17 protein-coding genes, 2 pseudogenes and 1 riboswitch are annotated in these 20,379 nt (G+C 38.3%); of the genes and pseudogenes, 8 read left to right on the forward strand and 11 right to left on the reverse strand.

Annotated features, from left to right (window positions below):
- Positions 1-163: 163 nt before the first annotated feature.
- Positions 164-454 (reverse strand): annotated as a pseudogene (tnpA, locus tag NC797_RS02730) (IS200/IS605 family transposase).
- Between the two features lie 286 nt (positions 455-740).
- A riboswitch (SAM riboswitch) is annotated at positions 741-855 on the forward strand.
- Positions 856-952: 97 nt separating this feature from the next.
- On the opposite strand from tnpA, the gene NC797_RS02735 reads away from it, so the two are divergent.
- The gene (locus tag NC797_RS02735; RefSeq protein WP_272435116.1) at positions 953-2,560 is read left to right on the forward strand and encodes a sodium:solute symporter family protein; all 1,608 of its coding nucleotides are present in this window, start codon (positions 953-955) and stop codon (positions 2,558-2,560) included.
- A gap of 15 nt (positions 2,561-2,575) precedes the next feature.
- Complete coding sequence (locus tag NC797_RS02740; protein WP_272435118.1) at positions 2,576-3,040, forward strand: OsmC family protein; 465 nt, start codon at positions 2,576-2,578, stop codon at positions 3,038-3,040.
- Positions 3,041-4,286: 1,246 nt separating this feature from the next.
- Here the strand turns inward: NC797_RS02740 and NC797_RS02745 are convergent.
- Positions 4,287-4,430 carry a hypothetical protein gene (locus NC797_RS02745; protein ID WP_272435120.1) on the reverse strand — a complete coding sequence of 48 codons (144 nt, stop codon included), beginning with the start codon at positions 4,428-4,430 and terminating at the stop codon, positions 4,287-4,289.
- Positions 4,431-4,869: 439 nt separating this feature from the next.
- On the opposite strand from NC797_RS02745, the gene NC797_RS02750 reads away from it, so the two are divergent.
- The 3 genes from NC797_RS02750 to NC797_RS02760 are packed head-to-tail and all read left to right on the forward strand — an operon-like array spanning position 4,870 to position 8,428.
- Complete coding sequence (locus NC797_RS02750; RefSeq protein ID WP_272435121.1) at positions 4,870-5,268, forward strand: MerR family transcriptional regulator; 399 nt, start codon at positions 4,870-4,872, stop codon at positions 5,266-5,268.
- Positions 5,265-6,782 carry a class I adenylate-forming enzyme family protein gene (locus NC797_RS02755; protein ID WP_272435122.1) on the forward strand — a complete coding sequence of 506 codons (1,518 nt, stop codon included), beginning with the start codon at positions 5,265-5,267 and terminating at the stop codon, positions 6,780-6,782. The genes NC797_RS02750 and NC797_RS02755 overlap by 4 nt, the downstream gene beginning before the upstream one ends.
- A gap of 47 nt (positions 6,783-6,829) precedes the next feature.
- On the forward strand, positions 6,830-8,428 hold the full coding sequence (locus NC797_RS02760) for an acyl-CoA dehydrogenase family protein (protein ID WP_417168676.1): 1,599 nt from the start codon (positions 6,830-6,832) through the stop codon (positions 8,426-8,428).
- Positions 8,429-8,652: 224 nt separating this feature from the next.
- Here NC797_RS02760 and nadA read toward each other — a convergent pair whose 3' ends face one another.
- The 3 genes from nadA to nadB all read right to left on the reverse strand — a co-directional run bounded on the left by nadA (position 8,653) and on the right by nadB (position 12,313).
- A complete protein-coding gene (nadA, locus tag NC797_RS02765; RefSeq protein WP_272435125.1) occupies positions 8,653-9,759 on the reverse strand; it encodes a quinolinate synthase NadA in 1,107 nt (368 codons plus the stop codon).
- A 159-nt stretch (positions 9,760-9,918) separates the two neighbouring features.
- Positions 9,919-10,752: a carboxylating nicotinate-nucleotide diphosphorylase gene (nadC, locus tag NC797_RS02770; RefSeq protein ID WP_272435126.1), complete on the reverse strand. Its 834-nt coding sequence runs from the start codon at positions 10,750-10,752 to the stop codon at positions 9,919-9,921.
- Positions 10,721-12,313 (reverse strand): L-aspartate oxidase, encoded by a 1,593-nt coding sequence (gene nadB / locus NC797_RS02775; protein WP_272435127.1) that lies wholly within the window; start codon positions 12,311-12,313, stop codon positions 10,721-10,723. Before nadB ends, nadC begins: the two co-directional genes overlap by 32 nt.
- A gap of 100 nt (positions 12,314-12,413) precedes the next feature.
- Here nadB and NC797_RS02780 point away from each other — a divergent pair, with 100 nt between their 5' ends.
- The 3 genes from NC797_RS02780 to NC797_RS02790 all read left to right on the forward strand — a co-directional run bounded on the left by NC797_RS02780 (position 12,414) and on the right by NC797_RS02790 (position 15,145).
- Positions 12,414-13,544, forward strand: a complete 1,131-nt coding sequence (locus NC797_RS02780; protein WP_272435128.1) for an IscS subfamily cysteine desulfurase — start codon at positions 12,414-12,416, stop codon at positions 13,542-13,544.
- 298 nt (positions 13,545-13,842) lie between these two features.
- Complete coding sequence (locus NC797_RS02785) at positions 13,843-14,379, forward strand: transcription repressor NadR (RefSeq protein ID WP_272435129.1); 537 nt, start codon at positions 13,843-13,845, stop codon at positions 14,377-14,379.
- Between the two features lie 187 nt (positions 14,380-14,566).
- Positions 14,567-15,145, forward strand: coding sequence for a Uma2 family endonuclease (locus NC797_RS02790; RefSeq protein ID WP_272435130.1), 579 nt, complete (start codon positions 14,567-14,569; stop codon positions 15,143-15,145).
- A gap of 334 nt (positions 15,146-15,479) precedes the next feature.
- On the opposite strand, the gene NC797_RS02795 is transcribed toward NC797_RS02790, so the two are convergent.
- The 6 genes and pseudogenes from NC797_RS02795 to NC797_RS02820 all read right to left on the reverse strand — a co-directional run bounded on the left by NC797_RS02795 (position 15,480) and on the right by NC797_RS02820 (position 20,379).
- Positions 15,480-15,773 carry a glycosyl hydrolase-related protein gene (locus NC797_RS02795; protein ID WP_272435131.1) on the reverse strand — a complete coding sequence of 98 codons (294 nt, stop codon included), beginning with the start codon at positions 15,771-15,773 and terminating at the stop codon, positions 15,480-15,482.
- Between the two features lie 300 nt (positions 15,774-16,073).
- Complete coding sequence (locus NC797_RS02800) at positions 16,074-17,675, reverse strand: SIR2 family protein (RefSeq protein ID WP_272435132.1); 1,602 nt, start codon at positions 17,673-17,675, stop codon at positions 16,074-16,076.
- Between the two features lie 58 nt (positions 17,676-17,733).
- Positions 17,734-18,114 (reverse strand): annotated as a pseudogene (locus NC797_RS02805) (hypothetical protein); the annotation flags it as partial.
- A 65-nt stretch (positions 18,115-18,179) separates the two neighbouring features.
- Positions 18,180-18,683, reverse strand: a complete 504-nt coding sequence (locus NC797_RS02810; protein WP_272435133.1) for a GNAT family N-acetyltransferase — start codon at positions 18,681-18,683, stop codon at positions 18,180-18,182.
- Between the two features lie 138 nt (positions 18,684-18,821).
- Positions 18,822-19,709, reverse strand: coding sequence for a glycine betaine ABC transporter substrate-binding protein (locus NC797_RS02815; protein ID WP_272435134.1), 888 nt, complete (start codon positions 19,707-19,709; stop codon positions 18,822-18,824).
- Positions 19,710-19,725: 16 nt separating this feature from the next.
- Complete coding sequence (locus tag NC797_RS02820; protein ID WP_272435135.1) at positions 19,726-20,379, reverse strand: cysteine hydrolase family protein; 654 nt, start codon at positions 20,377-20,379, stop codon at positions 19,726-19,728.

A 20,379-nucleotide genomic window follows, 5' to 3' on the forward strand; every position in this document is an offset into this window, starting at 1 on the left:
GGCTGGGAAAAATCAGACAAATTGAGCGAAATGAAAAAAATTTACTTAAACCACATAGATAATAAATAACTATCCGCCCGTAGAACGGGCGGTTTTAGTTTCGCCCTATAAGGGCACTTTACCAACGAGGCCCCTAAAGGGGCTCCGTCAACCGTTTATCTTCCTATTTATTTTTAAATGGATCTACGTATTCACGCTTACTCATATTATCCTGTAGTCTGCCCTCAGATTCTTGCTCACGAATGTACTTTGCAACGTTTTTTTGGTTTAGCCCAACAGTATGATACTGACATTTTGGGTGGAATCTTTATTAGCATGTGAATATGATTTGGCATAGCATGTGCTTCCACAATTTCTACATCTTTCATCTCACATAATTGCCTTAAGATCACCCCGATGTCTTTTCTTAACTTGCCATAGACTACTTTCCTTCTATACTTTGGATAAAGACCATGTAATACTTACCATTTCATCGGGTGTGTGATAAACTATTGTCACTCGACATGAGTAGATCTCCTCTCGTTATTTGATGATGGTTTGACGGCCTTCTCTATTATAACGATGGGAGATTTTCACTGTCACAACTCTACAAGTTTTATTTTCACACAGGCATAGCCTGTGGTTTAAAAATCATTAATAAAAACCCTAAAACTACTAGAAAATCGGTAATCTTAAAAAAAAATATAAATTGACATCTGATTCATCTTTGTTTAAAGTGTGAGTTAATTACATATCGTTAGTCCTTATCAAGAGTTAGGGGAGGAAATTGGTCCGACGATCCTACAGCAACCTGCTATTCCATGAAGGAATAACAAGGTGCCCATTCCAACAGGCAAGTTGCCTGAAAGATAAGGAAGAAGCAGAAATTAAGCCTCTTCCTTGTGAAGAGGTTTTTTTATTTTGTCTTATGAGGATTAACGTGTAATAGAACTAAAACAAAGGAGATTGTCGAATGACAACAGTAGGTTACTGGTTTATCGGAATTGCATTGTTGTATACCGCATTCTTAATTGGTTTTGGCCATTTGGCAAAGAAGCGGGCCTCTGATGGCAATGGTTATTTTGTAGGAGGTAGAAACTTTAACAAATGGTTTGTAGCAGTATGTATTACTGGACTATTCTCTGGTTCTTCCTACATTTCCATTATTGAGTTAAGTTATCTTAGTGGTGTTTCAGCAGTGTGGTATGGCGTTGCAGAAACGCTTCAAGTACTAATCATCGCATTCATCATGATAGCCCCCTTCAGAAAAAAAGCGCTGGTTACCATCTCTGGATTAATTGGAGATCATTTTGGAGATAAGGTTCGTGGATTAGCGGGAGCCATCACTGCTTTCACCTTCCCAATGTGGTCGGTAGCTACAGCATTGGCCTTCGCTTCAGCATTAACTGTATTTACAGGAATTCCTCTTCTAGGTTCAGTCACCCTGACAGCAACCTTACTATTGATTTATTTACAATTTGGGGGAATGTGGTCCATTGGATTTACTCAATTAAGTAATGTGATAGTTTTTTTCATCATGTTGGCAATTGGTACATATGCTTTTTTCATTAATCCGGGAATTGATGGTTTAAAAGAACTTTTTGCAACAAAACCAAAATATGCGGACCTTACAGCAGTTGGATCACAAACAATTATTGCATGGTTTGGGACATTTATCTTAAATGTTGTCCTAGCACAGGCAGCTTTTCAAATGGCATTGTCATGTAAAACAGAAAAAGAAGGTCGGCAAGGGTTACTAATCGCAGCAATTTTAGGTGTACCATTAATTATCGGGGCGATTATTTTTGGTCTTGCAGCAGCCTATGTAGTACCCGATCAACGTGGATTAACTGCCATTCCACTTTATTTAATGGAAACATTACCCGCACCGCTTGTTGCTGTATTTTTCTTAGGGTTTTGGGCAGCAGCACTAAGCTGGGGAGCCCCTTGTCAATTTTCTGGAGCAACTAGTCTTGGTCGAGATGTTGGTAAAGCTGTCAATCCAAAAGCAACAGAAAAACAGCTCGTCAAATACACAAAATGGTCTTTAGTATTATTAACTGCATTAATGATTGGATTTGCTATTTTACGCTCAGAACAATCTGCTTGGTGGAATATCTTAGCGTGGACCACTCGTAACTCAGCAACATTTGCACCGGTTATTGCCGCTCTATTTTGGCCAATTGTAACAAAACGAGCAGCACTTATTGCATTGTTTACCGGTTCTGCTTCTGGACTACTTTGGTATCACTTAGGAGGATGGGAGGTAAATCAATTTTTCCTAAATACACATCCCGTTTGGACAGGGATGATTGTCAACATTACAACGATTGTCGTAGTTACATTGATTGATTCTTACGGAAAATGGAAGTGGGCAGGTTCGGTGAAAGACTTCGGTTTTGTTAGTTTTATAGTCTCTATTCTATTATCTTTTATACTTGTCCTTAATTTAGAAACACTTTATCAAAAAGGTTTAGTTGGCTTAGTTGTATTCTTTGCTTTATCAGCATTGTTCATTTCGATTATTCGTTTTGTTCGAAAAAAAGACAGTATTCCCCCTGCAATTAAAAAAACGATGTAAAGGAGCTATGAAAATATGTCCGATATCACAACAAATCCATATATAAGAAAAATAGATGTTACATCTTCTTGGAAAGGGAATTTCCAAACAGAGCATAAGGTTCGTGAATTTTCCTTTAAAGTAGATGAACCTGAAAAAATTGGTGGTGATAACCTTGCACCAACACCATTAGAATATGTTCTCGGTTCATTGAATGGTTGCCTACTAGTAGTCATTAAATTAGTGGCTGAAGAGACTGGCTTCCATTTCCAAGATATTGATATTGCTAGCAAAGGGTGGGTCGATAAACGAGGACTAAAAGGAGAGCCAGTTTCTCCGTATTATCAGCGAGTGGATAATACAATTATGATCCTATCAGATGAATCAGAAGACAGATTTAATCAACTAAAAGAATTAGTCCTAAAACGCTGTCCTTTGTATAACTTGATTAAAGATGCAAACGTTGAAATTGTTTTAAATTGGAGGTTAAGTAAATTTTGATATTGAATTAACAAGAAAAAGGAAACTGGGTTACAGTTCATTCCACTGTTCCACTTATATTTTGGTAGTTATGGTATTCGCACGTTCAGACGCAAAGATTTGCCCCTGGACATTCAGTCTACCCAACCTTATGTTGGGAGCTTATGATACATGCAATTCCACTTTGTATGTGATAAAATTGATTCATCCATATTGGGATGTCCTCCTCAGCCTGACATTAGCTTACGAAACCTTTGTCGTTATTGCAGAGGAGGATTTTTTCATCAAACGTAATTGCACTTCAGTTTCTGCTACTGATTGAATATCCAACTGCCCAATTAATTTAACAAGCTCATCTAGTCCTTTTCCACATATTCAATCTTAGACTTGGTTCTCCATTTGTTTTTCGTTGGAATGTTAATGATGATTTTAGCACCTTCTCTAAAATAGTGTAACTTCCCAATTTGTAGTTTCACAGTTTTACATGCTTGACGTAATCTTTGTTATTGTTAGGGAACTGCAGTTAAAACTGATACGCTATTCCTTTCCCCATATAACCTTCACAATTAACCGTATTTATTAAGGCTTCTGCAGACGATTTCAATAAGTCACCTGTAGTATAAAATTATCACGTTTTTACCTCACTTTCTTCAGCAGATTTTTCCGAAAGCCAACGACCAATATCTACAAACGGCGGCATAGAGTTAATTCCATATGATTGCAGTTTTTTCTTAACAACTGTCCTCGTTTCTTCACTTTTCACATCTTTGAAAAGACTGGTAGGATCTCCCGAGTTGCTGCGATATATCAATGTCTAACGTGCCATGGTCACCGACTCCAGAGATGTTTCTAGTATCTCGCCAAAATGATACAGAAATATTGCTTTCTGCAACGTCAAAAATATCAGCCCTCTCATCTGGATTTTTCGGAGCTCAATCCCTTTAGTATAGCTTACGGCTTACTATCTAACTGCCTACGCTTAAAGGTAGCAGTTACCTACTACTCTCCAAGACTCGCTACGATGGCTAGTTCTTATTCGGCGGGAATTTCACCCGCTATATATTGTGACCTTGCTCGATCGCTCGGACAAGGCACCTTTCCCCTTGACTCCTCATTTTTCATCGATGATCGAATGAGGAATACGGAGCATCTCTTCTTTTAATGGAATGCACCAATGCATTTTAATATTTTAACATTTAGGCTTAAATCTTTCGGCATATAAAACCCCTGCATTGCCAATCGCAAGTTGCAAGGGCATTCTCTGTTGCTATTTTTTTGTTACCTCTTCAATAATATTTTTTGCATTTTCTAATGATTCTGCTGAAAACACCTTTTTTAACGCTTCATCCAACAATTGTAGATTTGTGATTGAACGAACCTTTTTTTTGAAGTGAATCCATGGATGTTCCAAACCTTGCTTCTAAATAGGTGCAAATCGAATCTTGTTTCCCTTCAATTTTACCTTCTTATTTCCCAGTCATAACTGAACAGAGCGATCGGAACAATTCGTTTCTGGTGTTTTTATACAACCGGCTAAAGTATCGAAACATCCGATCATTGAAATGCGCTGATAAGATGCTTGCGGTTCAATATGGATTATGATTAAGCTTTCCTCGTTCCTTACTCGCGTCTCAACCACCAAATCCACGTACCGTTTTTCCCGTGTGCTTGTGTCATTGATCAACTCTTTATCTAAAAAAATAAATGGGTAAAATCAATTTCTTTCCACGGCAGGGGTCTGAACCCAATAGCATTTGTCCTTTCTGTCCCTGCTAATTTTATTCTTGCCCTTTACGCTAACGTTAATGGTAAGCTGTAGTTGTTAGAATGTTGAAAAAAGGTGATAACAATTGAAGAATGATGAGACCTATTCCATTTCAGAGCTAGCATCACATTTTGGAATTACCACAAGAACGATCCGTTATTATGAAGAAATTGGATTACTCAAACCCATGCGTAGTGATACGGGACAGCGAATTTTCTCTAAAAAAGAACGTATCCGTCTCCAGTTAGTATTTCGTGGCAAAAAATATGGGTTTAGTCTTGATGAAATACGCGAGATGATTCAGCTATTCGACCGTGATCCATCAGGGAAGAAACAACTGAAGAAGACAATTGAATATGGCCAAAAAAAGGTAGGGGAGGTGTCGGATAAGATTGATGATTTAATGATGCTTCGCACGGAGATGGAAAGTCTAATTGTTGATTTTCAAACTAAATTGACGAAATTGGAGGGTGAAGTGGAATGAATATACCTAATTTACTTGCACATCAATCAAGAAAATTTCCAAACCATGAGGCAATTGCGACACAGTATGAAAGTATTTCGTATTTGGATTGGCACATCACGGTAAACCAATTAGCTGACAGTTTTCGTAAGCTAGGCGTTGAGAAAGGCGATAAGGTTGTTCTGCATATGCCGAACACAAAAGAATTTTTGTATGCGTATTTTGCTGTACAACGGTTGGGAGCACTTATTGTTCCAATTAATGCGAAACTTGTCCAACAGGAAATAACTTATATTTTAGATCATAGTGAGGCTAAGGTTTTTATAACCCATGATCTTTTGTTTAGTCAGGTAAAAGGATTGCCGAAATCGGATAATCTATTATGCGTCAAAACAGGAGAGGCTGTCGATCACTGGTTGTCGTTTGATGCCTTAGTGGCTGAAGGTTCTCCAGATGAAATTACATGTGAGTTAACAGAAGATGATGAGGCATCTATATTGTATACATCTGGTACGACAGGGGATCCAAAAGGCGTCATTTATACGTATCGAAATATCATAACGGTTGCCACGATGATTTGCATAGAAATGACGATGAAACCCGAAAGTAAGGTTCTTCATATGATGCCGCTTAGTCATTCAGCGCCACTTCATTTATTTCTTATTGCAGGTACGTATGTCGGTGCGACGCATGTTCTTGTACCAACATTCACACCAGACCTATTGTTGGAAACTGTCTCAAATCAAAAAACAACACACTTTTTTGGTGCGCCAGTTGCTTATCTCGCTACAGGAAAACATCCAAATATAAGCGAGTATGATTTATCATCAATGGAGTATTGGGTTTATGGTGGAGCACCTTTAGCACAACAGGATGTTAATTTTATAAAAGAGAAATTTTCTACAGATAGACTTATGTGCGTTTATGGATTAACAGAAGCGGGGCCAAGTGGCACATTGCTAAGGTTTGAAGACCATGACACAAAAGCAGGTAGTATTGGAAAACGGGCTGCGTTAAACTGCGAAATCCGTTTAGTAAATGAAGATGGTATTGATGTAAAACAAGGGGAAGTCGGAGAAATTATCTTGCGTGGTGAGGGAAATATGAAGGGTTATTATAAGGATCCCGAAAAAACGAATCAAGCGCTGAAGGGTGATTGGTTGTATACCGGAGACATGGCCAAACAAGATGATGAAGGTTTCTACTGGATGGTCGACCGCAAAAAAGACATGATCATATCTGGTGGCGTTAATATTTTTCCAAAAGAGATTGAGAACCTATTAATCACACATCCTAGGATTGCGGATGTTGCTGTTGTTGGTGTGCCAAATCCTGATTGGGGAGAGACGGTAAAGGCTTTTGTTGAGGTTAATGGAGAAATAGATGATTTGGAAAAAGAATGCCGTAGCTTTTTAGAAGACAAATTGGCAGAGTACAAGATTCCTAAATTATACGAAGAATTGGAAGCGCTTCCCCGTAATGTAACCGGTAAGTTACTGAAAAACCAGCTACGCGTAAAGGAGGGAACACTGTGAGGAATTTTTATCAAGACGATTCAAATCTTAAGGGACTCCTTGCTGAAATGTTGCCCGCAGATTTTTACGAGTGGGCAAACGAGGAGCTACATGAGTTTGGTAGAAAATGTGCAAATGAGATTGATGAACGGGCTGTTCACACGGATCGAGAAGGCCAGCCTAAATTAATTCGTTATGACAAAATGGGTAACGAAGTATCCAAAGTTTGGTTAAATGAAGGATATAAGAAAACAGTAGAAGAGACCTATCATGCAGGAATTGTTGGCTATGTTCATAAAGATATTCCTAAGCTCGGAAATAAAGGGAATTACGTGTATTCATTTGCCCAAGGGTATCTGCTTTCCCATGCAGAGCCTGGTTTTTATTGCCCAGTGACATTGTCGATGGCAACTGCCTATTTGATTGATCATTATGCATCCGAAACCTTGAAGGAAAAATTTTTACCACATGTGTTATCAACTGGCGATGTCGAGTTGTTTGAAGGTGCCACCTTTTTAACTGAACGACAAGGCGGATCAGATGTTGGAGCGAATGAGGTTAAAGCTGTAAAAGAAAACGATTATTATCGCATCACTGGTGAAAAATATTTTGCTAGTAATTCGGGTGCCTGTGGCGTGGCGATGGTGTTGGCAAGACTCGACGGTGCACCAGCAGGAACAAAGGGTCTTAGTTTATTTCTTGTTCCATGGGAAGAAAATAGGGAAAATGGCGCACTCCGAATTCGTAGGTTGAAGGATAAACTTGGTGTCAGAGCCGTGCCATCAGCAGAAGTAGAATTTGAGTGTGCAAAAGGGTATTTGGTTGGGGAAGAAAATAAAGGATTTTTCTACATGATTGAAGCTCTAAATCTATCACGTGTAGCGAATGCGATTGCATCCCTTGGCATCATGCGTCGTGCTTATTTGGAAGCAAAAAAGTATGCAAAGAATCGCGATGCTTTTGGCAACAAATTAACAAACTACCCCATGGTACAAGTGACGTTAGCCGAAATGGTTGCCAAGCAAGAAATTGAAACCAATACAGTTTTTGAAGTCGTTCGAATAATGGATAGTGTAATGGGACTTGAGGAAAAAGCTTCAAAACAAGAGCAAGTTTTATTCCGACTATATGTTGCCATCATGAAAAAAGAAACAGCTGAACAGGCGATTCACTTTGCTCATGAATCCATCGAAATGCATGGTGGAAATGGCTATATCGAGGACTTTGTTACTCCACGATTACTTAGGGATGCTCAGGTATTAACCGTTTGGGAAGGAACAGCGAATATACTCGGGTTAGAAGTGTTGCGATTGATCGGAAAGTACAGTGCTGATGAGTTGTTTTTCAAGGAAATGAAAACCAAGTTATCTGCAGTGCAATCAGATAAAAATGGCTGGGTACAACTCGTAGAATCAGAGATCAGCAAACTGAAGGAACGCGTTAAAGACATCAGGAAGTTGCCTAACGATCTACAAACATACCATAGCAAAGATTTAGCAAAAAGAATGGCTGACATTTTTGAAAGTGTTATAGCAATAGAATCAAGCACTAAAGGTGATAAGAGGAAAAAGGCTATTAGTGAGGTTTATTTGCATTCTGTTTGGAAAAAGGATGAATTCGAGCTCTCGCCAGTGATGTTGGAGAAGTTTGAATTGGTTGTGGGATAGTTACTAATGTGGATGCGTTGGTAAAATTAAAGAATGAATGAAAGTTCCTAGCTATTGCGAGGGGTCTTTTTTGTACATAAAGGGGTCAGGTGCCGCAAAAAAACATATGTCCATTTGTGGTGCTTGACCCCGTTACTTCTGCACTGTAAAAATATAGAGGGGGCGGGTGCCTGTCCCCCTCAGGTACAAAGAAAAACCGGGTGGTGCCAGGCACCACCCGGTTTTTAAACTAATTCAAGCATTCTATCTAGTGCTTTTTTTGCGTAAGTTGCTTCTGTATCCGGAACGGTAATTTGATTGTGTGTACCTGTCTCCATAATGCTTTCTAAACACCATGCAAGGTGGGGGAGGTCAATACGATTCATCGTTAAGCATGGGCACATATTAGGATTTAATGAAATAATGTGCTTTTCTGTATTTTCCTTGATTAGACGTTTTACGAGATTCATTTCCGTTCCAATTGCCCAAGCTGAACCTTTTTCAGCATTGGTGATGACATCAATAATATGCTTCGTTGAACCAGCATCATCCGCTAAAGCCACAACTTCCCGACGACATTCTGGGTGAACGATAATTTTCATATCAGGATGCTGTTTTCGTATCTGCTCCACGTTTTGGACCGTGAAATTTTCATGAACGGAACAATGTCCTTTCCATAAGATAACTTTCACTTTTTCTAGGGGACCATTGAAAATAAGCTGTTCTAAGTTCGGATCCCATACAGCCATTTGGTCTAAAGGTATACCTAATTTGTATGCGGTGTTACGTCCTAAATGCTGATCAGGTAAAAATAGAATTCTTTCTTTTTGCTCAAAGGCCCATGTTACCATTTTCTCTGCATTTCCAGATGTGACAGTTGCACCATTATGTTGACCTACAAATGATTTAATGGCTGCAGTAGAGTTGACATATGTTAACGGTAAAATGGTGTCATCGAAAATATCCGATAGCTTTTTCCACGCTATTTCGGTTTGACCGATGTCGGCCATATCAGCCATAGAACAACCAGCACGCATATCGGGTAAGAATACCTTTTGTGCATCATTGGTTAAAATATCGGCTGTTTCCGCCATAAAATGAACACCGCAAAACACAATGTATTCTGCATTCTGATTTTCCTCACATAGTTGTGCCAGTCGTAAGGAATCACCTCTAGCGTCCGCAAATTGAATCACTTCATCCTTTTGATAGTGATGTCCAGGAATAAAAAGTTTCTCCCCTAACTTATATTTCGTATGTTGAACGAATTGCTCTAGTTCATGGTTTGACCTATCGCGAAAACGTTCAGGAATCATTGTGTGTTTCTTTTCTATTGAATTTAAGAGGCTCACGATCATTGATCTCTCCTTTTTATTACGTGTTCAAAAAGTCGACTAATGTCGCCACGTCCTGTAGCAACGTCGACACTAGCACGTCCTGTGCGTCGCAAGCAGATGTGCCGCATATCATGTGGTAACTTTTTGAACATCCTCTTTTATTTAAAATAAGGATTATAGCTTTACTTTTACACTTATATCTAAAGCAGCAACGGAATGGGTTAAACAACCAAGTGAAATATAATCTACCCCTGTCTCAGAAAAGTTGGGGAGGTCCTGCACTTTTATTCCTCCCGATGTCTCCGTAATAATATGGGTAGGGACGTGTTGGATGAGTTCCTTGATGCTTGAAGGGCTTTGGTTATCAAACATAATGACATCGGCGTTTGCCTGAACCGCCTCTAATACTTGCTCCTTGGACTCAGTTTCAACCTCAATTTTAACCATGTGTCCGACTTGGTTGCGGACGATTTCCACTGCATTCTTAATCGAACCGGCAAAAGCTATGTGGTTATCTTTGATCATAACGGCATCGTATAGGCCAAAGCGATGATTATAACCACCACCAACAGTTACCGCATATTTTTCTAGCATTCTTAATCCTGGAGTTGTTTTACGCGTATCACATATTTTCGTTTTGTTACTATTTAAAAGAGTTACAGCTTCTCTTGTTTTCGTTGCAATCCCACTCATATGCTGAATGAGGTTAAGAACAACCCTTTCTCCTTTTAGCAAATCAGCAGTGTTGCCATGAACGACCGCAAGCTGCTGTCCCTTTTGAATGGTTTCGCCATCTATGACAAGCATTTCTACCGACGCTGTTGGATCCATAACGGAAAACCCTACCTCAATAATATCCGTCCCGCAAAAAACGCCATCATCCTTAGCTAAAAATACGATCCCCCCCTTTGTACCTTTGCCAAATAGACTGTCACTTGTCACATCCCTTTCACCGATGTCCTCTATAAAAAAATGCTCAAGTAGTTGTGCAAGCTTTAATTTGTTCATGCTGATCTTCCTTTCTCGCTTTCGCTTTCCGCCTCTGTACAATTCGCCTATTTTTCCATGATTCGATCTCTATTGGATAGTCGGTTCGGAAATGAGCTCCCCTGCTTTCCTTTCTTATAAGGGCAGAAGCTGTGATAAGCTTCGCCGTCGTTAGCATAAAAATGGTAGTGATTGTGTCCTTGGTTAAGGAGCTTAAATCGAAGGATAATAGTGATTCTATTTGAAAGCTCTCTAACCATGCTAACTGTTTCTCAAGCATTTCTTTTGAACGGACAATTCCAGTTAACTCCATCATGGATTCCTGGATTTCACGTCTATCTGGTAACATAGGTGATTGGGCACTATGTAGTCTTGATACATTTGGCTTTTCTCTAAAATGGAGGGCTTTACTGTCATCACCATTCAAAAATGTAGCGAGTTTATTGCCAAAAACTAAGCCTTCCAAGAGGGAGTTACTGGCAAGACGATTTGCTCCATGAACTCCAGAAGCCGCTACCTCTCCGATTGCATATAGTCGATTGATGTTGGTTTGACCATGCAAATTGACCTTTACCCCTCCCATTAAAAAATGACTTCCAGGCGCAACTGGAATTTTTCCATCCTTAATAGGGGCCTGATGCTGGTGACATAGCTTTGTAATCGAAGGAAATTTAGCTTCAAAATTTTTAATCATAGAAATATCTAGATAGACCGGTTGCCCATTTGTTATATACCGATAGATCGTTTGGGAAACAACATGTCTTGGTGCAAGGTCACCCATTGGGTGGACGCCATCCATAATGCGTGTTCCTTCCTCTAAACTTAGGACTGCCCCTTCACCACGTACAGCTTCTGAAATAAGGCCTTTTCCTTCTCCACATACATATAAAAGAGTAGGGTGAAACTGAACAAATTCCATGTCAACTAGCTCCGCGCCAACCTGGTAAGCAAGTGCAATGCCATCACCAGTAGCTATTTTCGCATTTGACGTACATGCATATACTTGCCCTGCTCCGCCTGCTGCTAAAACAACGTGTTCTGCATAGTAACTCTCGACTGCATTGTCAGCATTTTTCCCTTTTAACCCAAAGCAAGTATTGGTCGTCTTGTCAATTAAAAGTTGATATACAAGAAAGTGCTCGATCACCGTAATATTTTGCCCTAACTGATCTTTTAAAAAGTCGGTTACAACTCTTCCAGTTTGGTCACCGCCACCATGAATAATTCTATTTTCACTGTGGGCGCCTTCTTTACCGAGCAACAGATTTCCTTCCCGATCTTTATCAAATGGACACTGATTCTGAATGAATGTTTGTAGCATATTTGGTGCTTCTTTTGTTAGTATACGAACCGCCTCTTGATCTTGAAGATAGCGACCTGCCTCCAATGTGTCGGTAAAATGCTTTTCAACATTGTCCGTTTTCCCTAGCGCACATGCAATCCCGCCTTGTGCTTTATAGGAATTGCTATCAGTAAAACTAGACTTTGTGAATATAATCACATTTAAATCTGAACGTAGTTGTGTGGCAAGCTGTAAAGCAGCTATCCCACTTCCGATGATAATGACATCTGTTTTTTTCATTATTTCTCCTCCTATATTAACAGGTGTCTTGACACTTATATTGACACAGAATTAAACTAATAACAAGTACTTTTTTAAAAAATATAGAAAGTTGATGATCATGAACTATTTTGATTATGCCGCTACATGTCCCATAAGAGAGGAAGCACTAGAAGCTTTTGTGAAGGCGTCAAGAGAGTATTTTGGCAATCCCAGCAGTTTACACGATGTTGGCGGAAAAGCATCCAGCTTGTTAGAAGCGTGCCGAAATGAATTAGCTTTATTAGCAAGCGTAAAAAAGGAAGAAGTTTATTTTACGAGTGGCGGAACAGAGAGTAATCACTTAGGTATACTGTCTCTTTTATCGGCAACATTACCGAAAAGAAAGCACATCATCACTACAATCGCAGAACATTCGTCGATTCATCAAGTTTTAGGGAAGATGGAAAAAGAGGGATATCCTATCACTTATTTATCTTTTCAACAAGATGGGATCGTTGATTTAAATGACGTGAGAAACGCGATCCGTGATGATACAGCTTTAATGGTGATCCAACATGTAAATGGGGAAATCGGAACCATTCAACCACTCAAAGAAATCGGGAGACTCTGTCGTGAATATGGTATTCTATTACACTCTGATTGTGTACAAAGCTTTGGAAAAATAGATATAAAACCGATTGTTTCCGAAGTAGATAGTTTTTCAATTGCAAGTCATAAAGTATATGGTCCAAAAGGGGTAGGGGCCTTGGTTGTAAAACAAACCGTTAACTGGAAGTCGAGTCACCCTTCCATTTCACATGAAAAAGGGATGCGATCTGGTACAGTGAATGTTCCAGGTATTCTAGGATTTGTTACTGCTGCACAACTTTCTGTTCGGGAAATTTCCGAGGAACAAGAGCAAATGTGGGGACTAAGGAAAATCTTTATCGAGCGGTTAAAGCCGATCAAAAAAAGGATCCACGTGTATGAAAGTAGTCCAATATCACAACTACCATCTACCATTGGTTTTTCGATTGATGGTGTAGAAGGGCAATGGCTAATGCTCGAGTGTAATCGATTAGGATTTGCGATATCAACAGGTAGTGCTTGTCAGTCCGGAAATAAAGAACTGCCTAAATCAATGGTAGCACTAGGTGTTCCGGACAGAGCTGGTGCAGAGTTTGCTCGTGTCTCATTTGGGAAGGATACAACGACAGAAGATGTTCATGCTTTAGCTGATTGTATCATGGATATTGCTCGTGGATTTTGAGAAGCTCGTTTTAGAGGTTGTTCAAAAAGTCGCCAAATGATAAGCGGCACATCTCGGGCCCACACGATGTGGGTCATGCAGGCGTTGCCACAGGACGTGGCGGTCTTAGCCTGTATTCCTTAAATGGCTTGTTCTTCCGTTACTCACGTATTAAAAGCATACGCTCCGTTACTCAAAACTTCGCCGCCTCGACCTGTTTGCTTCTAATTTGGCGACTTTTTGAACACGCACTTTTAAATAAAACGGGACCGTATGCTACAATAAATCGTAAATAAGCTGGGTGAATGGAGAGAATGTGATGGGTGAAGAAGCAAAAATTTTAGGTAAGGAAAGAAGGTCCTTTATTTTGAACCTATTAAAGAATAGCACGGATCCGATCACAGGGGGCGAGCTTGCAACAAAAGCAAATGTGAGTCGACAAGTGATCGTCGGCGATATTTCCTTATTAAAAGCAAAAAATGAGCCGATTCTTGCAACTAGCCAGGGTTATATGTACATGGCATCTTCGAATGAATCAAAGCAGATAGAGCGAACAATTGCATGCCAGCATACGCCTGAACAGACGGAGCAAGAGTTGCTTTTAATCGTTGATCAAGGTGCAACTGTAAAAAGTGTTACGGTTGAACATCCTGTATATGGAGAATTTACAGCTTCGATTATGGTATCGAACCGAAGAGATGTGAAACAGTTTCTAGAAAAAGTAAAAGCTTCTAACGCATCTTTGCTGTCAGAGTTGACGGATGGCATACATCTGCACACGATTTCTGCAGAAAATGAAGCTGCCCTAAATGAAGCAATCGAGGCGTTGCGAGAAGCAGGGATAACATTGGAATAGATAGAAGGAAATCGACTAATTACGAAAAATACGTTGGTACATTTCATACAGCGTAGTACGTACTGGGTATTGATAGGATTCTTTTAACAGGTCCAAGACAGGCGATGAGGAAAATTTCCATGGAAACATGATTCGTTTGAAGATGGTATAATAAAGAAAATCAGTCTTTGGAATGGAAGTGATAGCCATGCCATTACCGAAAGAAAACCAAATTTATACGTACGGTGATTATTTGTCTTGGCCAGAGGAAGAAAGGGTAGAAATAATCGATGGTGTTCCGTACTTCCAATCAGCCCCCTCTAGAATCCATCAAAAAACTTTGTCCGAGTTACATCGTCAGATTGCGAACTACTTGGTAGACAAGGAGTGTGAGGTTTACCCTGCACCTTTTCATGTTTTGTTAAGTATCGAGGATGATGTCGATACCGAAGAGGAAAGAAGGAACGTTTTTGAACCAGATATAACAATAGTCTGTGATACCTCAAAACTGGATGACCATGGCTGTAAGGGCAGTCCTGATATGGTAATCGAGATCATTTCACCTTCTACGGCTAGAAAAGATAAGATAGAGAAATTCAATAAATACGAACAAGCAGGTGTAAAAGAGTACTGGATCGTGGAACCACAAGAAAAGATTGTAAGTGTGTTCACACTCCAGAAAAACAATAAATATGGTCGTCCTGATATGTATGCGGAAGAAGATATCGTTCACGTCTCTATTTTTGATGATTTGGCCATAGATCTGAAGCTAACATTTAACTATTAATCAAATAACGCTTCTTGTATCCAAACGCATATCAAATGTCTTCTTCGTGAACTCTGCAATTTAATCAAGAAAAAGCACCCTACGATGGTCATTGAGATTTCACCTCTCTTATTCACTAAAGAAAACAATTATGGAATAATAGGGCTTAGAGATGTTTTTCTCTAAGCCCTTTTAAGAGGATGTTCAAAAAGTCACCAAATGATAAGCGCCGCTTCTGCTTGCCCACAACGGGCTAATCCGGCGTTTGACACAGGACGTGTCAGACGTTAGCTGGGCTTCGTTGGCTTTTTTCCGTTTCTCACGTATTAAAATTCATAAAAGCATGGGTTTACCTTTAAAAAAGGATATTCTTTACTTGATTCACTTTCAAATTAACTTCTACTTTATCGTTGTCAACATGAACAGAACTTTTGGGTTCTTCATTTAAGTTTGCTAGTTGTGCTTGATTAATAGAACGACCAAACTCATATTGAGCTGTTTTTTCCGTATCAGTTGGATTATAGAAACGAAGTAGAAATTGATCTCCATCTTCAGCTTTTTTTAGGGTACTTAAAACAACATTAGTATTTGTTTCCTTTAAGAAGCTGTATTCTAATGGTGTTTTAACATCTGCTCTGTTTAGTTTCATCGCATCATGCGGAATTTTATTATAAATCTGAACAGGTGTGAGATAATAAAGTAATTCTTTTCCTAATCCTAATACTCTATAATTTTTATCAATTAGTAATTCACAAACAAATAAGCTTATACGAGTATCAGTAAATCCTCTTATATAGCCAACTAGTCCTTGTTTCCCCTGGGCTAATGATTAATCGAATGTGCTGCAAAATTAGAGGGGATATAATTATTGACATTGCATATAATATAATCTATACTGCAGTTAGATAATAAAAAGGGCTAATGGCAATCGATTAAGTTCGGTTAGGCGTTAGTCCTTTTTGTTTACCAATAAATCATAAATTAAAAGTAGTCTACGCATTGCTGATGAAATCGTTAATTTCCCTTCCTTTTTTAAATTTACAACCTCTTTTTCTATATAATGAGCTACTTCATTTTCATCCAACTTTGTTATGTTATATGAAATTACATCTCTTTCTTTATCCTTTTTCCACTTTTCCGCTTTAATGGCATCTAAAGAGTTCTTAACAATTTTATTAGACTTATTTATTGTATTTACCACGGTTGTTAAGTCGGTACACGATGCAATTCGCTGCTTAATTTTTTCCTTTTCAGATGGGTTAAGATTGGTATTATCCAAATTAACACCTGAAATATATTTAAAAAATGGTATTCTTGATCTACTGTTTTGTGAAGCAACAAATCTAAGAGCAATGTCAGTGTGGATTTCATTTTTATTTAAAATATAATCATATACATACGACATAATATCAGGCATTCTGAAAATATTAGCTGTGTCCCCTAAAGCAACGACAATTCTTTCGTCACCTATCCTACTTTCGATTTCATTTAGCTGTTGAGGGGCAATAAGTAAAGTATTAAGGCTCCCTTTCTTACCGTTGTCTACAACTAACTTTTTTATGATGTGTTGATATCTCCTTACTTCTGAGGGAGCAACCCCTTGATTTATATTAATTAATTTTTGATATATTTTTGGGAAGTTACCAGTCTTAATAAGTGTGTATTCGCATTCTAGTTCACTATCATAAATGTTTTGCTCAATAATCGCATCATTGCCTTCATCATACTCCACTATAATTATCCTAGAACCCATATCACTTACATCTTTAGGGGTTAGCGAAGATGAAAAGTCCTTTATTATGTTTCTAACATTCATATCAGTTAATGAGTAACCCATAAAAATTATTGGTGAATTAATAAGTAATGAAATAATCTTAGCGCTTATCAGAACCGAGTTTTTATTAAATTTATCATAATCCTCTTCATCAATAATAATTGATGAAGGAGATTCAATACTCCCGTGTATTTTATACAGTTCAGCCCAACCATATGTTTGTTCAAAAAATCCCCTTTGTCCTATATACTTTTTTATTTTATTAGGATTATCATCATTGAAGGCATCCTCGATTAGAGTATCATAATTGGTCGTTAGTATTATCTGGGATTTGTTTAATACCTTCTTAAACAAATCAAACTCCTCATGCATTTCAGTTTTGACTTTATACTCATTAAAGACATTCGAAATGGCTTTTTTAAATGGGGGTATCTTGGTTTTAAATGCATTTTTTTGCGAAAAATTTCCAATGGATATTTTCTCAGCGAAAAATAATTCATTAAACATATTGGCAATTTGTGTACCCGCCTTTATATTCGTTAAATAATCTATTTCACTTTCAAGCATCGATGGGTTTTCTCTTAAAAGTTCTTGCCTAATGCTATTTAAAAAGGAATAAAAACTTCTATCATTATTGACCTGTTTCCAATACATTTCTAAAAGTCCTTCCCAACTTGGGAAATCTTCTAAATAACGCTTTGGTATGCCTGAACCAATAAATATCATTGGATATTCATTTTTATCAATTAGATTATTTAAGACAGTTGTATTAGGCACGGTAAATACCCCCTTTTCATTAATAATTTATTCATTTTATATTTGATTTTCTTAATTATTACAAAAAAAGGAGCCATCTGCAATACAACAAGAAAATTGTATGTGTCAAGTTTTTCTCGTTGTAGGTACAATACCAATATTTCCAGAACTCTATTTTTGTACGCTTTTCCGAACCTACCGCGCTTCGCCCGATGGATGGACGTGTTGGCTGACGTAGGATCTGTGCCATTCGCACTGTCTGTTCCACGCTACGTTGTTTCCTTTTACTTCTCTTTTGATGCTTAAGATACACATTCCGTAACGTTCCATTTAAAATGCCTTGGATAACCTTCACCATTCCTTCTCCGCCTGCCTGACTCCTATGCTTCCCTCTTTTTTTCATACGGAAAGAGACATGCCGTTGATTGGATTCCATCGCTCCTAAACTCCGAGCACCTTCTGAACTAAAGGGGTCAGGCACCGCAAAAAGACATATGTCCATTTGTGGACCCCTTTACAAATAAATCAAAATAGAAATAAAACCATATGTTCTTCATCATAATATGTATTATCAAATTTCAATGCTCTTTTCTCTTTTCCAAATACCTCAAACCCACAAGAAGAATACAATTTCTTAGCAGGAACATTAGTTGTTACAACAGTTAAATAAATTTGTTCAATACCATCTATGTTTTTTACTTTTTCAATTACACTAGAAACTAGAGCCTTTCCAATTCCATTGCCTCGTTTTTCTGGTTTAATATACATCGCTACAATATTTGCTCTATGTCTCAACTTATAAAGTTGTTCCTTTACTAAAGTAACGACACCAACAAGTTGTGAGTCTTCAAAAGCACCAAAAGTAAATGTGTTTGTTGGTGCATTAAACCTATTTTTATACTTTTCTGCTGTCTGATTTTTCTCTTCTTCATAGCTTGATGCAAAAGCATATGGGCTATCTTTGAGTGCTTCAAGCCTTATAGAAAGATACTCTTCAGCATCAGTTGGATTTAATTGTCGTATTTCCATTTTTATCTCTCCTAAGCACCGTAATATTGCCTTGATTATACCCTGAATTCCCGGAAAATTATACCTACAACTAAAGGGGTCAGGCACCGCAAAAAGACATATGTCCATTTGTGGTGCCTGACCCCTTTACTAATATGATTATTTCCCAATCATCTGATCAACTTTTTCGCGATTATTTTCAATCCAATCAGCTGCTAACTCTTCAAATGATGTGCCGTTTTCTTCGTTCGCCAAAATCATTGCTTCTACATCATCGATGGAAATGCTCCAATTAGATAGAATCTCATATGCTTCTGGTTGTGCTTCTTCAATTCCTTTATAAGACAATACATAAACGTTATCTGGTTTAAAGTATTCTTCTTGTCCCTCTAAAAATTTCAAATCGTTACGTGCGAATATAGAGTGTGGTCTCCAAGCTGTGAATACAACAGGCTCTTGATCTGCGATTTTAGCTTGTGCAACGGAAATCATCGCACCTTCACTGGAAGGCTTTAAATCAAAGTCCTCTAGCTTCTCACCTTCTATTAAATCTTTTGAGACTTCCACAATCCCCGCACCTTCAGCAATAGTAAGAATTTCTTCATTATATTTCTCTGCATTTGCTTTTAATTCCTCAATAGAGTTTTCTTCGACATAAGAAGGTACTACCCAACCAAGCTTTGCATTTTCATAACTGGTTGCTACCTTCACTAAATCATTCTTAAACTCTTCCCATCTAGGAGCTTCTGTATATGGTAACCAAGCATCCATAAAGAAGTCAATATCTTTATTTCTCATGCCATCCCAAATAATTGGTTGGGAAACCTGTTGTACTTCAACTTCGAAGCCTTGTTCTTCTAAAATTTGTTTTGCAATTTGTGTTGGTGGTGCAGTACTTGTCCAAGGGGTTTGTCCAAATACAATCGTTCCTTTTTCTTCTTTCCCATTTCCTTCCTTATTTGACTCATTGTTTTCCTCTTCGCCATTGCCACAAGCAGCTAGCGTTACTAAAGCAATTGTAATAAAAAATAGTAAAAACTTTCTCATAACGACTGTCTCCTTTTTAGTTTAATTTATTAAATATCTCTCTCATATTTTCTGGAGTATAATTTAGAGAATCCACTTCACCTGGTTCCCATGCATGGTATTCTTTTCCATTAATACGTTTGAGGATGTTTGCTGTATCATACATTTTCAAGGTGTACACCCAGTTTGCTATCATCATAAGTGATGACATATGGGATCCTTCGTTGGAAGCTCCACATATGTCTTTAACGAGATGGACATTATAATCCCTGAAATAAGCATCAAATACAGAGGTTAGTAGGCAACCATCTGTTACGACTCCACCAATGACCACATTTTCTACATTTAGGCTCCTAAGTGTAAGATCCAAACTCGTTTCATGAAAAGCACTCCAACGATATTTATCAATTACGATGTCAGTCTCTTGTGGTTTTATCTCATCAAAAATTTCGATGCTTTCGGTAGCTGCGTTGTAAAAAAACGGTTTTCCATCATCGTTTAAAGGCTCCCCTTTAGAAAGACCAACACCATCAGCACGGTTGATTTGACGAGTATAAATAATAGGAATGTTTTTTTCCCTAAATCCGTCAATTAGTATTTTTGCGTTTGAAATTACTTGATCCATTTGGAGTCCAAAATTACTTTCCTTTTGAAGGTCAATAAGGACCAAAGCTGTGTTTTGTTTGTTCAT

This window comes from Terrihalobacillus insolitus, from assembly GCF_028416575.1.
Taxonomy (GTDB): domain Bacteria; phylum Bacillota; class Bacilli; order Bacillales; family Amphibacillaceae; genus Terrihalobacillus; species Terrihalobacillus insolitus.